Annotated in this window: 14 protein-coding genes; 8 read left to right on the top strand and 6 right to left on the bottom strand. The window is 38.0% G+C overall.

The features are described from left to right. Positions 1–6 precede the first annotated feature (6 nt). Complete coding sequence (locus tag ASG38_RS06895; RefSeq protein ID WP_056068527.1) at positions 7–627, top strand: porin family protein; 621 nt, start codon at positions 7–9, stop codon at positions 625–627. Positions 628–703: 76 nt separating this feature from the next. Here the strand turns inward: ASG38_RS06895 and ASG38_RS06900 are convergent, their stop codons facing one another. From ASG38_RS06900 to ASG38_RS06920, 5 genes are all read right to left on the bottom strand, one after another. Beyond that, positions 704–4915, bottom strand: coding sequence for a GEVED domain-containing protein (locus ASG38_RS06900; protein WP_056068529.1), 4212 nt, complete (start codon positions 4913–4915; stop codon positions 704–706). Positions 4916–5241: 326 nt separating this feature from the next. Then, positions 5242–6555, bottom strand: a complete 1314-nt coding sequence (locus tag ASG38_RS06905) for an AarF/ABC1/UbiB kinase family protein (RefSeq protein WP_056068530.1) — start codon at positions 6553–6555, stop codon at positions 5242–5244. Positions 6556–6567: 12 nt separating this feature from the next. Continuing rightward, entirely contained in the window at positions 6568–7236 is a 669-nt protein-coding gene (locus tag ASG38_RS06910) for a TetR family transcriptional regulator C-terminal domain-containing protein (protein ID WP_056068532.1), read from the bottom strand. Between the two features lie 365 nt (positions 7237–7601). Continuing rightward, entirely contained in the window at positions 7602–8297 is a 696-nt protein-coding gene (locus tag ASG38_RS06915; RefSeq protein ID WP_056068534.1) for an OmpA family protein, read from the bottom strand. 19 nt (positions 8298–8316) lie between these two features. Next, a complete protein-coding gene (locus tag ASG38_RS06920; protein WP_056068536.1) occupies positions 8317–8793 on the bottom strand; it encodes a lipocalin family protein in 477 nt (158 codons plus the stop codon). 185 nt (positions 8794–8978) lie between these two features. On the opposite strand from ASG38_RS06920, the gene htpG reads away from it, so the two are divergent. Continuing rightward, the gene (gene htpG / locus ASG38_RS06925) at positions 8979–10865 is read left to right on the top strand and encodes a molecular chaperone HtpG (RefSeq protein WP_056068538.1); all 1887 of its coding nucleotides are present in this window, start codon (positions 8979–8981) and stop codon (positions 10863–10865) included. Between the two features lie 247 nt (positions 10866–11112). Here the strand turns inward: htpG and ASG38_RS06930 are convergent, their stop codons facing one another. Next, positions 11113–11718: a murein L,D-transpeptidase catalytic domain-containing protein gene (locus tag ASG38_RS06930; RefSeq protein WP_082482175.1), complete on the bottom strand. Its 606-nt coding sequence runs from the start codon at positions 11716–11718 to the stop codon at positions 11113–11115. 139 nt (positions 11719–11857) lie between these two features. On the opposite strand from ASG38_RS06930, the gene ASG38_RS06935 reads away from it, so the two are divergent. The 6 genes from ASG38_RS06935 (at position 11858) to ASG38_RS06965 (ending at position 16517) form a co-directional block, all read left to right on the top strand. Further along, on the top strand, positions 11858–12757 hold the full coding sequence (locus tag ASG38_RS06935) for a DMT family transporter (protein WP_056069070.1): 900 nt from the start codon (positions 11858–11860) through the stop codon (positions 12755–12757). Positions 12758–12933: 176 nt separating this feature from the next. Then, complete coding sequence (locus tag ASG38_RS06945; protein ID WP_082482176.1) at positions 12934–14283, top strand: CHASE3 domain-containing protein; 1350 nt, start codon at positions 12934–12936, stop codon at positions 14281–14283. A 16-nt stretch (positions 14284–14299) separates the two neighbouring features. Next, complete coding sequence (locus ASG38_RS06950) at positions 14300–15142, top strand: sterol desaturase family protein (RefSeq protein WP_056068544.1); 843 nt, start codon at positions 14300–14302, stop codon at positions 15140–15142. A 92-nt stretch (positions 15143–15234) separates the two neighbouring features. After that, positions 15235–15513 carry a DUF2805 domain-containing protein gene (locus ASG38_RS06955; RefSeq protein ID WP_056068546.1) on the top strand — a complete coding sequence of 93 codons (279 nt, stop codon included), beginning with the start codon at positions 15235–15237 and terminating at the stop codon, positions 15511–15513. Positions 15514–15645: 132 nt separating this feature from the next. Beyond that, the gene (locus ASG38_RS06960; protein ID WP_056068548.1) at positions 15646–15927 is read left to right on the top strand and encodes a DUF2089 family protein; all 282 of its coding nucleotides are present in this window, start codon (positions 15646–15648) and stop codon (positions 15925–15927) included. Beyond that, positions 15924–16517, top strand: coding sequence for a hypothetical protein (locus ASG38_RS06965; RefSeq protein WP_056068550.1), 594 nt, complete (start codon positions 15924–15926; stop codon positions 16515–16517). Before ASG38_RS06960 ends, ASG38_RS06965 begins: the two co-directional genes overlap by 4 nt. The last annotated feature ends 1 nt before the right edge of the window (position 16518 follow it).

Raw genomic sequence — 16518 nt, forward strand, 5'->3', positions numbered from 1 at the left:
TTAATTATGAAGCTATTAAAAATTATTTCGACTAATGTGTTATTACTTGCCGGGATGGCAACTTATGCGCAAACTACACAATCTTCAGGTTCATTTAATGAGGCAGGATTTGGAGTAAAAGCCGGTTTAAATTATTCTACAGTTACAAAAGGTGATTTTGACGAAGGCCCTGACGCAAGAACCAGTTTTTATGTGGGTGCCATAGCCGAAATTCCGCTTATTGATGATTCCTTCTCTATCCAGCCGGAGGTGATTTATTCGCGACAAGGTTTTGAAAGGGATTATTCCTTTTTAGGAAACAATTATACTGCTGAGTACCAATTGGACTATATTAATGTTCCTATATTGGCAAAGCTTTATATTGTGAAAGGATTTAGTATCGAAGCCGGTCCGCAGTTCGGATTTAAGATTAACGAAAAAATCGACCTGGACAATAACGATGGAAACGCCGGAGAAGAGCTAGACGAGGTCAATGATTTTGACATGAGTTTGGCAGCCGGGCTTACCTTCCAGTTTGACGGAGGTCTATTCATCAACGGTAGATACAACCATAGTTTTAATGAGGTTATAAAGGATACCGATGCAAAAAATTCCGTATTCCAGGTTGGTTTAGGATTTAAATTTTAATCTGACTCAAATTACAAACAAAACAGCCTTTGGGAAAATTTCTCAAAGGCTGTTTCTTTTGAATGCGGGTACAGTTCTAATAAAGTATTTTTCGGGAAATTCGTATTCCCTCTGTTGTAACAACCTGAACAATCAATACCTGGTCTGTTGGAGGCAGGCTTTTGATTACTTTTTCAGAAGCATTGATTTTCTGTCCGTCAAACAATAATCTTCCCTGAATGTCAAAAACTTTTACTCCTTCTATGGTTGCCGTTCCGGAGGTAACAACAACATCCTTATCTTTTTTATAGATTACGATACTTTCCGGATTAAATTCCGGAATTCCCAAAGCCTCATTTCTGTAAACTATCTGGAATCGGTTTTCAAATGTTCCTATCCCTGTCGTAAAGCTGTAAGGCCCTGATTTGAGATTATGGATTGCGTTCTGAAGATTATCTTTCAAGTAAATATCCTGATTGACAAACAGTCCGTCCAGCATATCCAGGCTGATGGTAAAGGCTCCGGCAATGGTAGTTTTGATTCCCAAATTAACCACATCTGAATTATCAAAAGGAAGTGCACGTCCCTGTATTGCCAGTTTTTGTGAATCGTTTATAGAATAAATAGTAACATGATTACCTCCAAAAAGACTACCGTCAAAACCTCTGTCCAAACCATTGGTAGCACCTTCTATATATCCAACCAGTGTCTGGTTAAAAGCACCCTGATTATTTCTAAGATTGAGCCAGAACCTGTTTTTTTCAATTCCTGAATTGGCAGCATTCCGTTTAACAGGATTCATATTTCTGAAGAATCGGTTGTTTTCATCCTGAATTCGCATATCATTGGTAAATCTTGCGGGAAGATTTCCAAGACCTCTCACAAAAAATGCCTGTCCTGAAGCCAAATGTTTCGTTGGTATAGCTCCGTTGAAGTTATCGCTGATTTCAGGATTTAAAGGGTCAGGAGTTGCCGGTGATGTGGCCACACCTCCGGACAAATTGTAAGTTGCATAGTCATTTGCCGTATAATTATAGGTTTGATCACCCGGAACGGCATTACTTGGCGCTGAATTGTGCGTCCACAAATAGATTGTTCCATCCAATGCAGCAACATTGTTTGCATAAGAAAGAAATTCGTCCAAATCTACTGCTGACGGATACGGATTACCTATCAGATTCCACTTATAATCTGCCGGCAAAGTGCTGGTGTTTCCATAAACCGGAATACTGATATCGCCATTATTCGGCACTCCTTGAAAAATGGCCTCGTATTGTACTGCCGATGTAGTAGAAAAACTCTGTGGCGCTCTTACAATATAACCTTTTGCATCTGTCATGGTTACATTTCCATTCATGTGCGTCACCCATGCCTGGCTGACCGGATTCCAGCTGTAATATTTATCTGCCATTGTTGCTGGCGACAAATTATGCAATGTTTGTCCGGCAACAGGAGAAGACCAATATGTAAAATCAAGTCTTTTTACCGGTTGCGTTCTGCGTTTTGACCTGATGATGCCAATATTGGTATTGGTTGTCCCCGCAGTTTGCAGAAGGCTGGCCGTATCTTCCAATGTGAATGTAGCCGCAGGATTTATTCTCACCTGATTTGCAACAGTAACCGTATTGTCTGCATTAATTACCACATTCCCGCTGTTTACCTGAAGCAGGCATCCTGAAATATCGCCTGTTGAGCTATAATTTCCGTTAAAGATTATCTTTTCGGTTCCGGCTACCGGTGCTGTTCCCGAACTCCAGGATGTCCCGTTCCAAATGTTAGAACTTCCGGAAATAACTGCCGTATCGGTTGCCTGACATCCTGAACCGTTTGTTACAGTGGCTGTAAAGGTTTGGGCTGCATCCGGATAGGCATACACCGTTGCAATATTTCCACCTGTGTAAGGAATTGTTAAAGCGGAATCAGTATACAGTCCGGCAATTGGAGTCCATGCTACAGGGGAAGGAACTGAAGTTCCTGTAATTCTGATATCGTCAACATTCCAGCCATAATTCCAGCCAGAATAATACCTGAAGCGGACTCTAAGGTTAGGCTGATTGATATAGGCCGAAAGGTTAATCGTTACTGTGGCAAAATTTGTCGGACTTCCCTGGTCGCTGGTATAGGTTTGTATTGCTGTCCAGACTCCATCTAAATCACCATCCGTATTGACTTCAATAATAGCCTGGTCCGGAGCCTGATAATTATCATAGTCATAATAATGTCTGAAAGTGAGGGCCAATGAGGTATAATTATAAGTACTGATTGCCGCACTCATAGTTAGTGCATTATTTGAAAAACCATTTAAATCATAAGCAGAGTCAATTGCTCCGAAATTGCTTCCAGAACTTATCGTTTCGTAACTGATGTATTGACTTGGACTTTCCTCAATATACCAGTATCCGTTAGCAGAGGAACCATAATCCTGTAACATCATTAACGTGGATGTTGACACTTCAAAGTCTTCGTAGAAAAGCGTATCTGTAGTTCCGGAATTGCTTCCTGTTGCTACCAGTTCAATTACCCCATCGCACAAACTCGCGGCAGCCGGGGTTACAGATGATGAAGGAGCAGGATATACAAAAGCGTTGACAGGAAATCTCGGACTTTCACAAACGCCGTTATAGGCTGTTACATAATAGGTTTTTGTAACACTTAATGATGGTGTCACAAACGAGCCTGTCGGTGTAACCGCAACCGGGCTTCCGCTGCTAATGTATTCATACCACCTGTATTCTGTAGTTCCGGCTCCACCTGTAGCTGTTAAGGTTACTGTTCCCGGTCCGCAGCTTCTTCCCGGAGTAGCCGTAACCGTATGCGAACATGACTGAATTACGGTAATTAGATAATCTTCTACTTCGCCATTGGCGAATGTAGCCTGGCAAGGATTATTATTTGCATTACGAGATAATTTTATTCTGATTCGGGTTGTACCAAGAGTTGCACCGGCCGGTACTGTAACGGTCAGAGTGTAAGTACCGCTTCCAGATGCGGCAATCGGGCCTGTCACAACTTCACCCGTATCACCAAAATCGCCATCCTGATTCCAATCGGCAAAAAGATAAATACCATCATTAACATGTCCGTTAGCAGTTGTCACTCTAATGGTCGAGGTAGCTGTTCCCTGCATTACAGAAGCAATTGAACCCAACCCTGTATAATTAGCATAGTTTGACTGCGTACTCGTATTTGAAAATCCGCCTGAAACAACCCTGGAAATATATTCATTGTTGCTTGTGGATATGGTTGGGCAATAACAAAGTGTAGTAGACACTGAAAGCGGTGTTGAAATCGTAGTATTGCCGCTACAAGTTATTCTTGCCCTATAATATTTATTGGAAGTCTGGCTAGCTATCTGTGTACTGGATGTACCAAGATTTGTCAACCCTGTAGTAAACGAAGCATTATCTGCACTTTGCCATTGATAGGTTATTCCTGTTCCAGTATAGGTAGTTCCAAGGGACAGTGTAAAATTAGTACCAGAACAAACCGGATTTGCAGAGCTTACAGTTGTTGAAGCTGCAGGGGTACCAGAACATACCGGTGGTGGTGTCCATGTGAAAGTTGTCCCTAATGATGGATAAGTATTATTTCTGGTTCTGCAAGCATGCGTGTTTAGTGTTCCAGCTGTCGTATTATTATACCAATCGAGGCCATTTGTCTGTAAAAGCCTGTTATTGAAATCGCCATTGGTTGCACCTCTCAATCCAACCTGAACATTAAAATTAGTATTGGTCGCGGGAGTACAGTTGCCATATCTCATTTCAACAACGTTGGTGGTTTCATACAATCGTATCTGAAAATTAAAATCTCCATTTATTATACCAGCACTGTATCGCCTCGTATTATTCCATTGAACTACAAATACCCTGTTTGGGCTCGAACCGGTAGTTCCATAAACAATGGTTGAACTGTTGGATGTTAAATCTCCTCCTAAGGCGCTAACAGCTCCTGAATAGGCATTTCCCTGTGAAATAGGATTATAATCTGTCGTTCCGGATGCCGTTCCTCCAAAAGTCACATAACCGTTTGAATTTACAGAACATGAAGTATAGCCAGTTCCGTTAAATGTAAAAGTAAATGGAATAGTTACGGAAGCTACATTATCATCCCAACCTGAAGCATGCACTACAGTTGATGTTGGTAGAGAAGTATAAGTGCCGGACGATTGGGAAAAAGTATAAGCACTAACCTGTCCAAAACTTTCATATGCTGTCAGGAAGACAAACAGCATCAAAACCAGCTGAAGAATTTTTGCACGGGGAATGCTTCCAAATTCATCAATTGATAAATTTTTGTAATTATTTTTCATAGTCTAGGGGTTTAACATCGAAATTTATGATAAAACCAAATTGTTTTAACATAAATTCAGACTACGAAAAGTATTTTATGAATAATGACGACTAACTACATTTCCGTATCGTCGAACTACAATATTTGGTTCCTTGTGTTGATAAGTTTTTTTAATTTTTAAGTAAAAAACAACTAAAAAAAGTAATCTTAATCCTACTTTTTAATAATAAAATCATCCAATCAACACAATAGAGCAATAAAAAGTTATATTTTTAATAAAAAATAAGAGCGATTTTCACGTATGAAAACCGCTCTTACAACCTAACCAACCATTAAAAACAAAAATTAATCTTTCATGTATTTTTTATAATTTTCTGTACTGATTCTTGCTTTCAAATCATGCAACAGGCTGTACAATCCGAAGAAAGTCCTGTTGATGTACAAAAAGTGTTTTGACCCACGATTGCCATTCATTTTTCTAAGCTTTGAATCTTTACTGTATTCTTCGCTAAGCTGCGCCATCTCACCAAAAAAGGCTTCGTCAGAGAAATCAAAAGCATCCGTTTGATAAGGTTTTGTAAACAAACGTAAAAGCCTGTTGAATAGTTCTGAAAAATAGGCTACTTCTTCATCCGTATCATCTTTGCGCAAAATCTCCAGCTCATATAATTTCTCAAGGAAAAGCTTTTGATTATCCATAATTTCAGGTCGGGCCAATTCAAAATACGGTATATAAAAATCTTCCGGAACCTGTTTTATGCAACCAAAATCAATCGCTATCAGGTTTCCTTCCTTATCAATTAAAAAATTACCCGGGTGCGGGTCTGCATGAACCTGTCTTAACTGATGCATCTGGAACATATAAAAGTCCCATAAAGCCTGGCCAATGCTATCGCCTTTTGCTCTGTTTTCATTGTGGGCTACAAATTCAGACAAGTGTTCACCGTCCATCCAATCCATCGTAATAATCTTTTTAGAAGACAATTCCGGATAGTATTTCGGGAATTTCAGATTGGCAATCCCGCTACACGCCTCTGCTATGGCAACACCCTGTTTTAATTCCAGTTCATAATCGGTCTCTTCCAACAGCTTGTTTTCGACTTCCTTAAAATAGCGTTCGGAATCCTTACCCTGAAGGTTAAACATCTTGATAGCAAAAGGCTTGACTATAGCCAAATCAGAGCTAATGCTGTCTGCTACGCCCGGATACTGGATTTTTACAGCCAAATTTTTCCCGTTTTTGGTTGCTTTATGGACTTGTCCAATGCTTGCTGCATTTACAGAATCGGCCGTAAAGGAATCGTATATTTCTTCAGGAAACATGCCCAGGTATTTTTTGAACGTCTTTCTGACCAAGGGTGCTGACAAGGGCGGAACTGAAAATTGTGCCAGTGAAAATTTTTCTACATAAGCCCGAGGCATAATATTTTTATCCATGCTTAGCATTTGGGCTACTTTTAAAGCACTGCCTTTTAAGTTTTTCAATCCGTCATAGATATCTTCGGCATTATTTTCATTCAGCTTTTCTTTTGTCAGGGACGGATTGACAATTTTTTCACCATAATAGGCTATATAATTACCTCCCACCTTAATTCCGGTCTTTACCAGCTGGCCTGCTCTTTCAATTTTATTTACGGGTATTTTATCTAATGTCTTCATCTCGTCCTCAACTTATACTCTTTCTTTCCAAATGAACTTGCCCAGGTCAAACAGGCTTTCCAACGGTGTGGTATCCAAAATATCAAAAGTGGCCTTTACGGCTTTCTCAATCATAATATCCGTTTTCTCAAATCCCTTTGACCTGTCGTCCAGCCAAAACTTCAATATGAATAAGAACTGAAGCCAGGCTCCTTCAGAAAACAAAGGTGTCGTGACTTTTTTAATCTTGCTGTCTTTTTCGGTTTCAGCAGATTTTAATATATCTACGATATAATCCTTAAAATGGTTTCGTAGCGATGTCAATTGTTTGAGATTACGAAGCCCTTCTTTATTATCCTTCAGGGCATAATAGACATACGTCCTGTTTAAGGTTAAGATTTCAAAGAATGTAAAATACAGCGACAATAGCTTGTTTCTGTTTTCATAACCTGCATAATTTGTATCCTTATGTAAGGTATTTATAGTATTTTCAAAAAATTTGACCCAGATTGTTTCTTTCAGTGCATCCAGTGAATTAAAGAAGGAATAAAAATCAGCTTCTTCAACGGAGTTTTCTTTGCAAAAAAGATAGACGTTTTTGGGAGCTTCATTTTTTTCGAGAACAGTATTCATATACATTTCAATTAGCTGGTCGTCATCAATTAGCTGTTTTTTTGACTTTGAATTCTTTGCTGTTGCCATGATAAACCTCTTTTTTAGATTGTACTGTAAAGGTACATTTCAATTATTTCTGAAACATATAAACATCTGTTAAATATCTTTCAAAAAATTTGAACTAAAACTCTAGAAATCACTATTGAGAATTTTGTGTCAATTTGAAAAAGTGAATTTCGGTTGTTTTTTTATTTAGCCGCAGATTAGAGTGATTACACAGATTACAGAAGTTTATGTATAGCGAAAGAGCATCCAAAACTGCGGCTTTGCGGCTTTGCGAGCAATTATTTTTACGCCAAAACGCTAAGAAAATCACCGATTTAAACTTTATTTATAGGCACAAAAAAAGGCCATCTTTTCAGACGGCCTTAGCAACTATATTATTGTATAATTTAGTTTTTCACTTCTTTTTGGGCATCCTGTACCATTTTCTCATTTGCCGTAATTGCAAATTCAACACGACGGTTTTGAGACCTTCCTTCAGGTGTATCGTTTGTAGCGATTGGGTCAGCAATTCCTAAACCTGTAGTATTGAATCGGGAAGCATTGATACCTTTGCTAACCAAATAATTCTTTACAGAAGCTGCTCTTTCACCAGATAATTTCAGGTTATAGTCAGCCGGACCAGTACTGTCTGTATATCCGTATATCTGAATGTTAGTATCAGGATAAGAATTAAACACAGTAACCAGTTTATCCAGATTCGCTTTAGCCGTAGCTGTCAGAGTTGATTTATTAGTATCAAAACGCACCGCATTTTCATTTAATGTCAATTTGATTCCTTCTCCTACTCTTTCTACTTCGGCTCCCGGAAGCGCATTATCAATTTCTCTGGCCTGTTTGTCCATCTTGTTCCCAATAACACCTCCAACGGTTCCACCAACAACACCTCCAAGAACAGCTCCTAAAGCAGTATTACCGCCTTTACCTATATTGTTACCCAAAATACCACCAATTACAGCACCTGCAGCAGCACCAATCCCGGCTCCTTTTTGAGTATTATTCATATTTTTTGCAGACTCACAGCCTGTAAAAAACGTACCTATAGCAAATAAACATGCTAATGAATATATTCCAATTCTTTTCATATCGATTATTGTTTTTGGATTAGTTTACTTTTGTGAATTGATATACAACATCTGTCAGTTTTCCTCCTACGTCAATTTTGTCAATCAACTGGAATGAGTTTTCTGACTGGTTAGCTACGCCTAATACATAACCATCTCTAACTCTTTTTGCTTTTTCACCCGCATCAAGAACTTTTAGGACAAATTGTCCGTCTTTGTTGACAAACCACGTAATTGGTGAGCTAAATGCAGGACATCCCATTTTGGTCAATGCCATTTCTCCCTTGTTATTGTTTGAAATGAATTTCCACGTACTTCCTACAAAACATTGCGAATCAGCAAGCTGAAAGGAATTTACCTTAATGTATTCAGAACCGGGATAACTAACAGAACTGATAACCCAGTTTCCTTTAATTGCAACCTGTGAAGACCTATCCGTCTTTGTGTTAGTTATTGATGAAGTTTTACACGATGCAAATAGTAATGCAAAAACTCCAAATAAGATTAATTTTTTCATAGATTGGTATTTTTAAAGTTTATTTACACTACAAATATACAATGGATTGATTTTGAAATGTTAAAATTTCAATTTTATTATCTTAAAATTAACAATTCAGCCAATTTGTCATTTTAATAATATTTGGTATTCTATTTGAAAATAAAAATACCGAAAATAATTAACAATATTAATATCAATAGTTTATGACAACAGGAAAAATTAATGTTTCGGTAGAAAACATTTTCCCGCTTATCAAAAAGTTCTTATACAGCGACCATGAAATTTTCTTACGTGAGTTGGTTTCCAATGCTACAGACGCTACTTTAAAACTAAAGCATCTTGCTAATATTGGCGAGGCAAAAGTGGAATATGGAAATCCGATTATCGAGGTAAAGGTTGACAAGGATGGCAAGAAAATCCATATTATTGACCAGGGCTTGGGTATGACGGCAGAAGAAGTAGAAAAGTACATCAACCAGGTGGCTTTCTCCGGGGCGGAAGAATTTCTTGAAAAATATAAAGATTCTGCCAAAGATTCAGGAATTATTGGACATTTTGGTCTTGGTTTCTATTCTGCATTTATGGTAGCAGAAAAAGTTGAAATCATTACTAAATCCTATAAAGACGAACCGGCAGCTCATTGGACGTGTGACGGAAGTCCTGAATTTACATTGGAACCATCTGACAAAACTTCACGCGGAACCGAAATCATACTGCATATTGCAGAAGATTCTCTCGAATTTCTTGAAGAAGGAAGAATTTCAGGATTGTTGCAGAAATACAACAAATTTATGCCTGTTCCAATCAAATTCGGAACAAAAACTGAAACGCTTCCAAAACCGGAAAATGCTCCGGATGATTATGTAGCCGAAACTGTTGAAGTGGATAACATCATCAATAATCCGAATCCGGCATGGACCAAACAACCGTCTGACCTTACGGATGAAGATTATAAGAATTTCTACAGAGAATTGTATCCGATGCAGTTTGAAGAACCGCTTTTCAATATCCACTTGAATGTTGATTATCCTTTTAACCTGACCGGTATTCTCTATTTCCCAAAAATGACAGGCGACCTGCAGATACAAAAAGACAAAATCCAACTGTATCAGAATCAGGTTTTCGTAACCGACAATGTAGAAGGAATCGTGCCTGAATTCCTGACCATGCTGAAAGGAGTTATCGATTCTCCGGATATCCCGTTAAACGTTTCACGTTCGTACCTGCAAGCTGATGGTGCCGTGAAAAAGATTTCCAATTACATTACCCGAAAAGTAGCCGACAAGCTAAAATCACTTTTCACTGAAAACCGTGAAGATTTTGAGCAAAAATGGAACGATATCAAAATCGTATTGGAATACGGAATGCTGTCTGAGCCTAAGTTTTACGAAAAAGCAGGCGCATTTGCGTTATATCCAACCGTTGACGGCAAATATTATACGCTGGAGGAATTAAAAGAGAAAACTAAAGAAACGCAAACTGACAAAAACGGTAATCTTATCATTTTATATGCTTCTAACACAGACGCACAGCACAGTTATATAGCCGAAGCTCAGGCTAAAGGCTATGAAGTATTGCTTTTGGATTCGCCAATCATTTCACACCTTATCCAAAAATTGGAGGCCGACAATGAAAAGCTGACATTTGCGCGTGTTGATGCCGACCATATTAATAACCTAATCAAGAAAGAAGAAGAAACGATTTCCAAACTTTCTGATGAGGAAAAAGAAAAGCTTAAAACCGAACTGGAGGGCGTTATTTCGGATAAGAAATATTCTATCCAATTGGAAGCGTTAGACAGCCAGTCGGCGCCATTTGTGATTACACAACCTGAATTTCTTCGCCGTATGAAAGAAATGAGCCAGACCGGAGGTGGCGGTATGTTTGGAATGGGCAACATGCCGGAAATGTACAATCTGGTGGTTAACACCAACCATGAATTGGCTTCCAACATATTGAATTCTAAAGACAAGTCACATCAGGAAGCCTTGGTCAAACAAGCACTTGATTTGGCAAAACTGTCTCAAAACCTGCTAAAAGGAGAAGAACTGACCGCTTTTGTAAAGAGAAGCTTTGAGTTGATTAAGTAAGATTTGAGATTTGAGATTGCAGATTTAAGATTTGAGATTTAAGATTGTGGATTTGAGATTGCAGATTTAAGATTGTGGATTTAAGATTTAAGACTGCAGATTTCTGTTTCTCTGAATTTTCTATCATCTATTGTCTCTTCTCTATCATCTGCCACCTGCTATCTGCTATCTGCCATCTTCCACCTGCTACCTAACTTTAAAAAAACCTGCGAGATTTTTGCAGGTTTTTTTATTAATTCCCTATCAATCAATCAATAATCCATAACAATACCGGCTTCTCTGTCTTTTGAAGCTTTTTATCAAGAACTTTCATAAAATCATCCGATACCGCCGGACAGCCCCAACTCAGGGGTGTATATTTCGGAAAGATTTCCGTATTGGAAATGGCACTCCAGGAATGCAGCACAATTATTCTGTCTACTGCATTGCTGTTTGTTTCTTCCAATCCATGCAACCAATATTTTATCTTGATGCCCCAGGTGCTGGAATCTCTCTTCCCTATCTTGTATTTTCCTTTTGATGAGCAATGGCTGTCTTCTATATTGCTGAATTTCGCCTTCTCCCATTTCGTATCATTTGACTGCTCAACATCACAACTTCCATGTGTCACAAGTTTTTCATCACTAATTTTACCGGTTTTGAAATCATAAATGTAAAATCTGTTTTTACCGGAATGAACACTCAGGTCGACCAGAAAATAATAGTCTTCGTTAAATTTCTCTTTTTTACAAAATGCCTTTGCTTCTTTGTGGAATGTCGCATAATCGCGCTTTTTATTGTTCTTAATAGCAGCAGGTCCTTCACCACAACTAATTAAGTATAAGGACACAAACAGGAGGGTTCTTTGAATCATACTATTCTAATGGATTTTAATACAGCTATTGGCTATTACTTATTAACTATAATCCTGTTAAAATAGTATTATTTAATGACAAAAAAGCATTTGCAAAAAAACTATGCCTTATCTTTGCCCGCTTTTTAAAAATGAAAAAATGTTAGGAAATAGAGTACTAAAAGGAGTTCTTCTTGTAGGCTTAGGCGCTACAAGTTATGGAATGCTGGCCACTTTTGTAAAGATGGCTTATGGCGAAGGCTATACAACAGCCGAAGTCACTTCATCGCAGTTTTTGTTCGGAATTATAGGGATACTTCTCATCAATGCTTTTCAAAAATCGAGAAAAGACAATGTGGTGATTAAAGCCTCCAAAAAGAACATCACCCATTTGATGATTGCCGGTACATCTACCGGGTTGACCAGTATCTTTTATTATCTTGCTGTTCGTTACATTCCTGTTTCTATAGGAATCGTATTGCTTATGCAGACCGTCTGGATGGGTGTTCTTTTAGAAATGTTTCTTGAAAAAAAGCTTCCTTCTGCTACAAAGATTGTTGCGGTTGTTATTGTATTGATTGGTACAGCTTTGGCCACAAACCTTATCAATACTGAAGCAGACTTAGACTGGCGCGGAATTGCCTGGGGATTGATGGCTGCGGCATCTTTTACAACTACTATGTTTACGGCTAACAGAATTGCTGTTGGAATTTCATCGGCACAAAGAAGCCTTTATATGCTTTTAGGAGGCGGAATCATTGTACTTACGTTTGCACTGATTACCCAAAACACACCTTTTGACACGAGCATTTTCTTAAAATGGGGAATCGTACTTTCCCTATTTGGAACTATCATACCTCCAATGCTTTTAAATGCAGGATTTCCGCTTACTGGCATTGGATTAGGTAGTATTGTTTCTTCACTCGAACTTCCTGTTTCCGTGCTTATGGCCTTCTTTCTGCTTCATGAAGAAGTCGTATTTCTGCAATGGGTGGGCATTGTACTTATTATCCTGGCCATTGTCATTATGAATGTCAAATTCAGGAAACAAGAATCTTAATTTTTTTTACACTAATAAGAACTGCCCGGATTTCGGGCAGTTTTTTTTTATTGTTTATCAGATTTCCTGCATTCCAAAAACCTTGCTTTATTTTTAAACGTATACAAAAAAATAATTGCATTACTTTGCATTGTCCTGAAAAGGCGCCCCAAAACAAATAATACCGCAAAATACTAATGGGAAAAATATCTCTAAAAACCACTATTGACATAACCTTCATTGTTATTGTCGCTTCTTTTGCAATTCTTGCCTACTCCATTCACAGCCGCTCACAATCTGTAAAGCAAAACAGGATGATTGTCAACCATACGAGCAACATCAACAGCGTTCTTGAAAAAGTGCTTTCCAGCACTATCGATATCGAAACAGGAGCACGCGGCTATACGATTACCGGAGATGAAAACTATCTGGAAGTATACAACCACGGCCATAAAAATCTTGAAATCTGGATTGACTCACTTCGTTCTATGAACGAAACCGATGAATACCAGAGCAAAAAACTTGATACGTTAGAAAAGCTAATCGAATCAAAGCAAAAAGTGAGCGCTATGGTAATCAAGACACGAAGGGAATATGGCATGGAAGAAGCCGCCGCTTTGATTAAAAAAGGCCGCGGTAAAGAAGTTATGGACTCCATAAGAAGGTCAATCCGTGATTATCAAAAACAGGCTGTACTCATCTTATCAGACAATCTTGCCCAGACAGAAGAAAATGTACAGGCACGAAACAACCGTTTCTTCTTGTTTATTTTTGTCACCTTTGGAATACTGATTTTTGCATATATAAAAATCAGGCAAAACACCAAACGCCTACTATTGGATAAAATCATTCAGGAAAATCTGATGGATGAGCTTACCATACAAAACCAACAGCTTAATGATTTCGCCAACATTACTTCACACAATCTTCGTTCGCCGGCTTCAAACATTACAGCTTTGATTGCCACTATTGAAAAGGACAGCCCAATTGAAGAATATAAGACGATTTTTGAAATGCTTAGAAAAGTTGCGCAGAACCTGAACGACTCGCTAAACCAATTGATGGAAGTACTACATATCAAAAAGAATAAAGTTGAAAAAGAACTATTGTCCTTCCAACAGATTTATTCCAAGACAATTGAATCTCTGCAAGGTGAAATACTAAAATCCGGCGCAATTATTAAGGCCGATTTTAAAGAAGTAGCGGAAATAGCCTATTCCAGAATTTATCTGGAAAGCATTTTCCATAACCTTATCAGCAATGCTTTAAAATACAGGGCGCTGGAAAGAACACCGGAAATTACAATTCGTTCTGAAAGGAAAAATAATATTGTTTATCTTTATGTTATCGATAACGGACTTGGAATCGACCTGAACAAAAACGGTCACAAGATTTTTGGCATGAACCAGATTTTCCATAATCACCCGGAAGCCAAGGGCATCGGGCTTTTTATGACGAAAACACAAATTGAAAGCATGAAAGGAAAAATTTCTGTAGCCAGCGAAGTCAATATCGGGACCACATTTACGGTCATGTTTGGAACATAAACTAAAATTGCAGGATATGAATGATATTGTCAATTATTTCTCAACCATTCCTTCACTCCATAGAGGACTTATATTGGTTGGTGGCATTGCAATCTTTTGGATGATTGAAAATGCATTTCCATTATTCCGGTTTAATTATAAAAAATGGAATCATGCGGGAATCAATATCTTTTTCACCCTGACTACCGTAATCGTAAATTTCATTTTGGCTTTTATCCTGCTTCTGGCTTCGGAATGGGCATTGAAAAATAATTTCGGAGTCCTTGAATGGCTGCCGGAACTTCCCTTATGGCTTTACACGTTAATAGGATTATTGCTTCTTGACCTGATAGGGGCTTATCTGGCACATCTTGTGCAGCATAAAACCCGTTGGCTCTGGCATTTTCACCTCATTCATCATACAGATACCTGGGTAGACACAACTACCGCAAACAGGCACCATCCGGGAGAAAGTGTTGTCCGTTTTGTATTTACGGCAGCAGCCGTACTAATAACAGGCGCTCCAATGTGGCTTGCCTTTTTATACCAATCACTCTCAGTTGTGTTTTCCCAATTCAATCATGCCAATATTTCGCTTCCAGAAAAACTTGACAAATACATCAGCTACATTATCGTTTCTCCTAATATGCATAAAGTACACCATCATTATGTGTTGCCTTATACTGACTCTAATTATGGCAATATCTTCTCTATATGGGACAGGCTTTTTGGTACATTTTTGACACTCCCGAAAGAAAAAATTGTTTATGGTGTTGACACTCACATGGAAGCTTCTGAAAACAACCGATTGTCTAATTTAGTAGCTATCCCTTTTCAAAAACACCGGTCACCCCAGATTCTTCCCGAAGAAAAAATTTAAGACCGCTTGAAAAAGTAATTATTTTTTTTATTAATATTGAGTAACAATTAAAAAACGTACAATTACTATTTATCTGAATTAATTTTCATGTAATGAAAAAAGGCAAAAACATTGAGCTGACTCGAGAGGAAAATGAAAAGCTTGTTACCTTGGCTTTGGAAGAAAGAAATCCTTTTGAGATTATTAAAAAAGAGTTAGGATTAGCCGAAAAGGATGTAATCGAAATAATGAAGAAAAGACTTACCGCAGATAAATTTGAGCTGTGGAAGAAAAAAGCAATGGCCAGCAAGCCAAAACCAAAACCGCCAAAGATTGATGATTTTGATGAAGATTTGGACGGAAAATACTACATCAAGAATAAATTTGATTAACATAAATACTTAAAAATATTCCTTCGTGGAATATTTTTTTTTGCCTTTTCTCACAATAAAACAAAAACTAAAATTAATTTTATTTAAGTTTGCATAAACTTTATTAATATTTAATTAAATTAATTTTAGTTTATGACACCAAAACTCCCAATCCATTGCCCCAGTTGCAGTGACTCACTTTCCGTATCACAGTTGAAGTGCGGAAACTGCCAGACTACCGTTTCCGGTAACTATTCACTACCCTTTTATCTTCAGCTTTCTGAAGAGGAGCAGAATTTTATTCTTCAATTTTTTCTTAGCAGCGGCAGCCTTAAAGAAATGGCCGTTCAGATGGGCAATAGCTACCCAACTGTCAGGAACAAACTGGACGATATTATCGAAAAAATAAAAAAACTCAAATCCGGAAACCAATGAAGAAACTCCTACTCAACCCTTTTGAAAAAAATCCTGAAACCAGACTTTTTATTTTTGGGCTGGCAGTCACAGCAATAGGAAGTTATCTGGCCTATCTTTTTAACGGAAGATATGACGGCGTTATAGATTTACATTTTACAAAAAGTGTGACACTTGCTCAGCCATTTATTGACAACCTGATTAATATTGTTTGCTTGTTTGCGACACTTTTTTTTGTGGGAAAGCTCATCAATTCCAAAACCAGGATAATCGATATTGTAAATCCAATTCTTATCTGCCGGATTCCTTTTTACCTGCTGACTTTTTCCAACTTCAGAAATTATATTTCAGATATCTCGGCCAGCCTGCTTGAAAATTTCAATCCAAAAGCAATGCCCAGCGAAATGAACCTGTCTCCCATCAGTATGATAGTGCTTGGTTTTTTCGCCATAATAAGCATACTCTGCCTAATATGGTTTGTAATTCTTCTCTATAACGGATTCAAAATAGCAACCAACAGTAAGACGGGCATGCACAAACTATATTTCGCACTTGCCATTTTAGTGGCAGAAATCATTTCCGGAATTCTTATTTCATTTCTAAACTATTAAC

The organism is Flavobacterium sp. Leaf359, from assembly GCF_001423985.1.
Taxonomy (GTDB): domain Bacteria; phylum Bacteroidota; class Bacteroidia; order Flavobacteriales; family Flavobacteriaceae; genus Flavobacterium; species Flavobacterium lindanitolerans.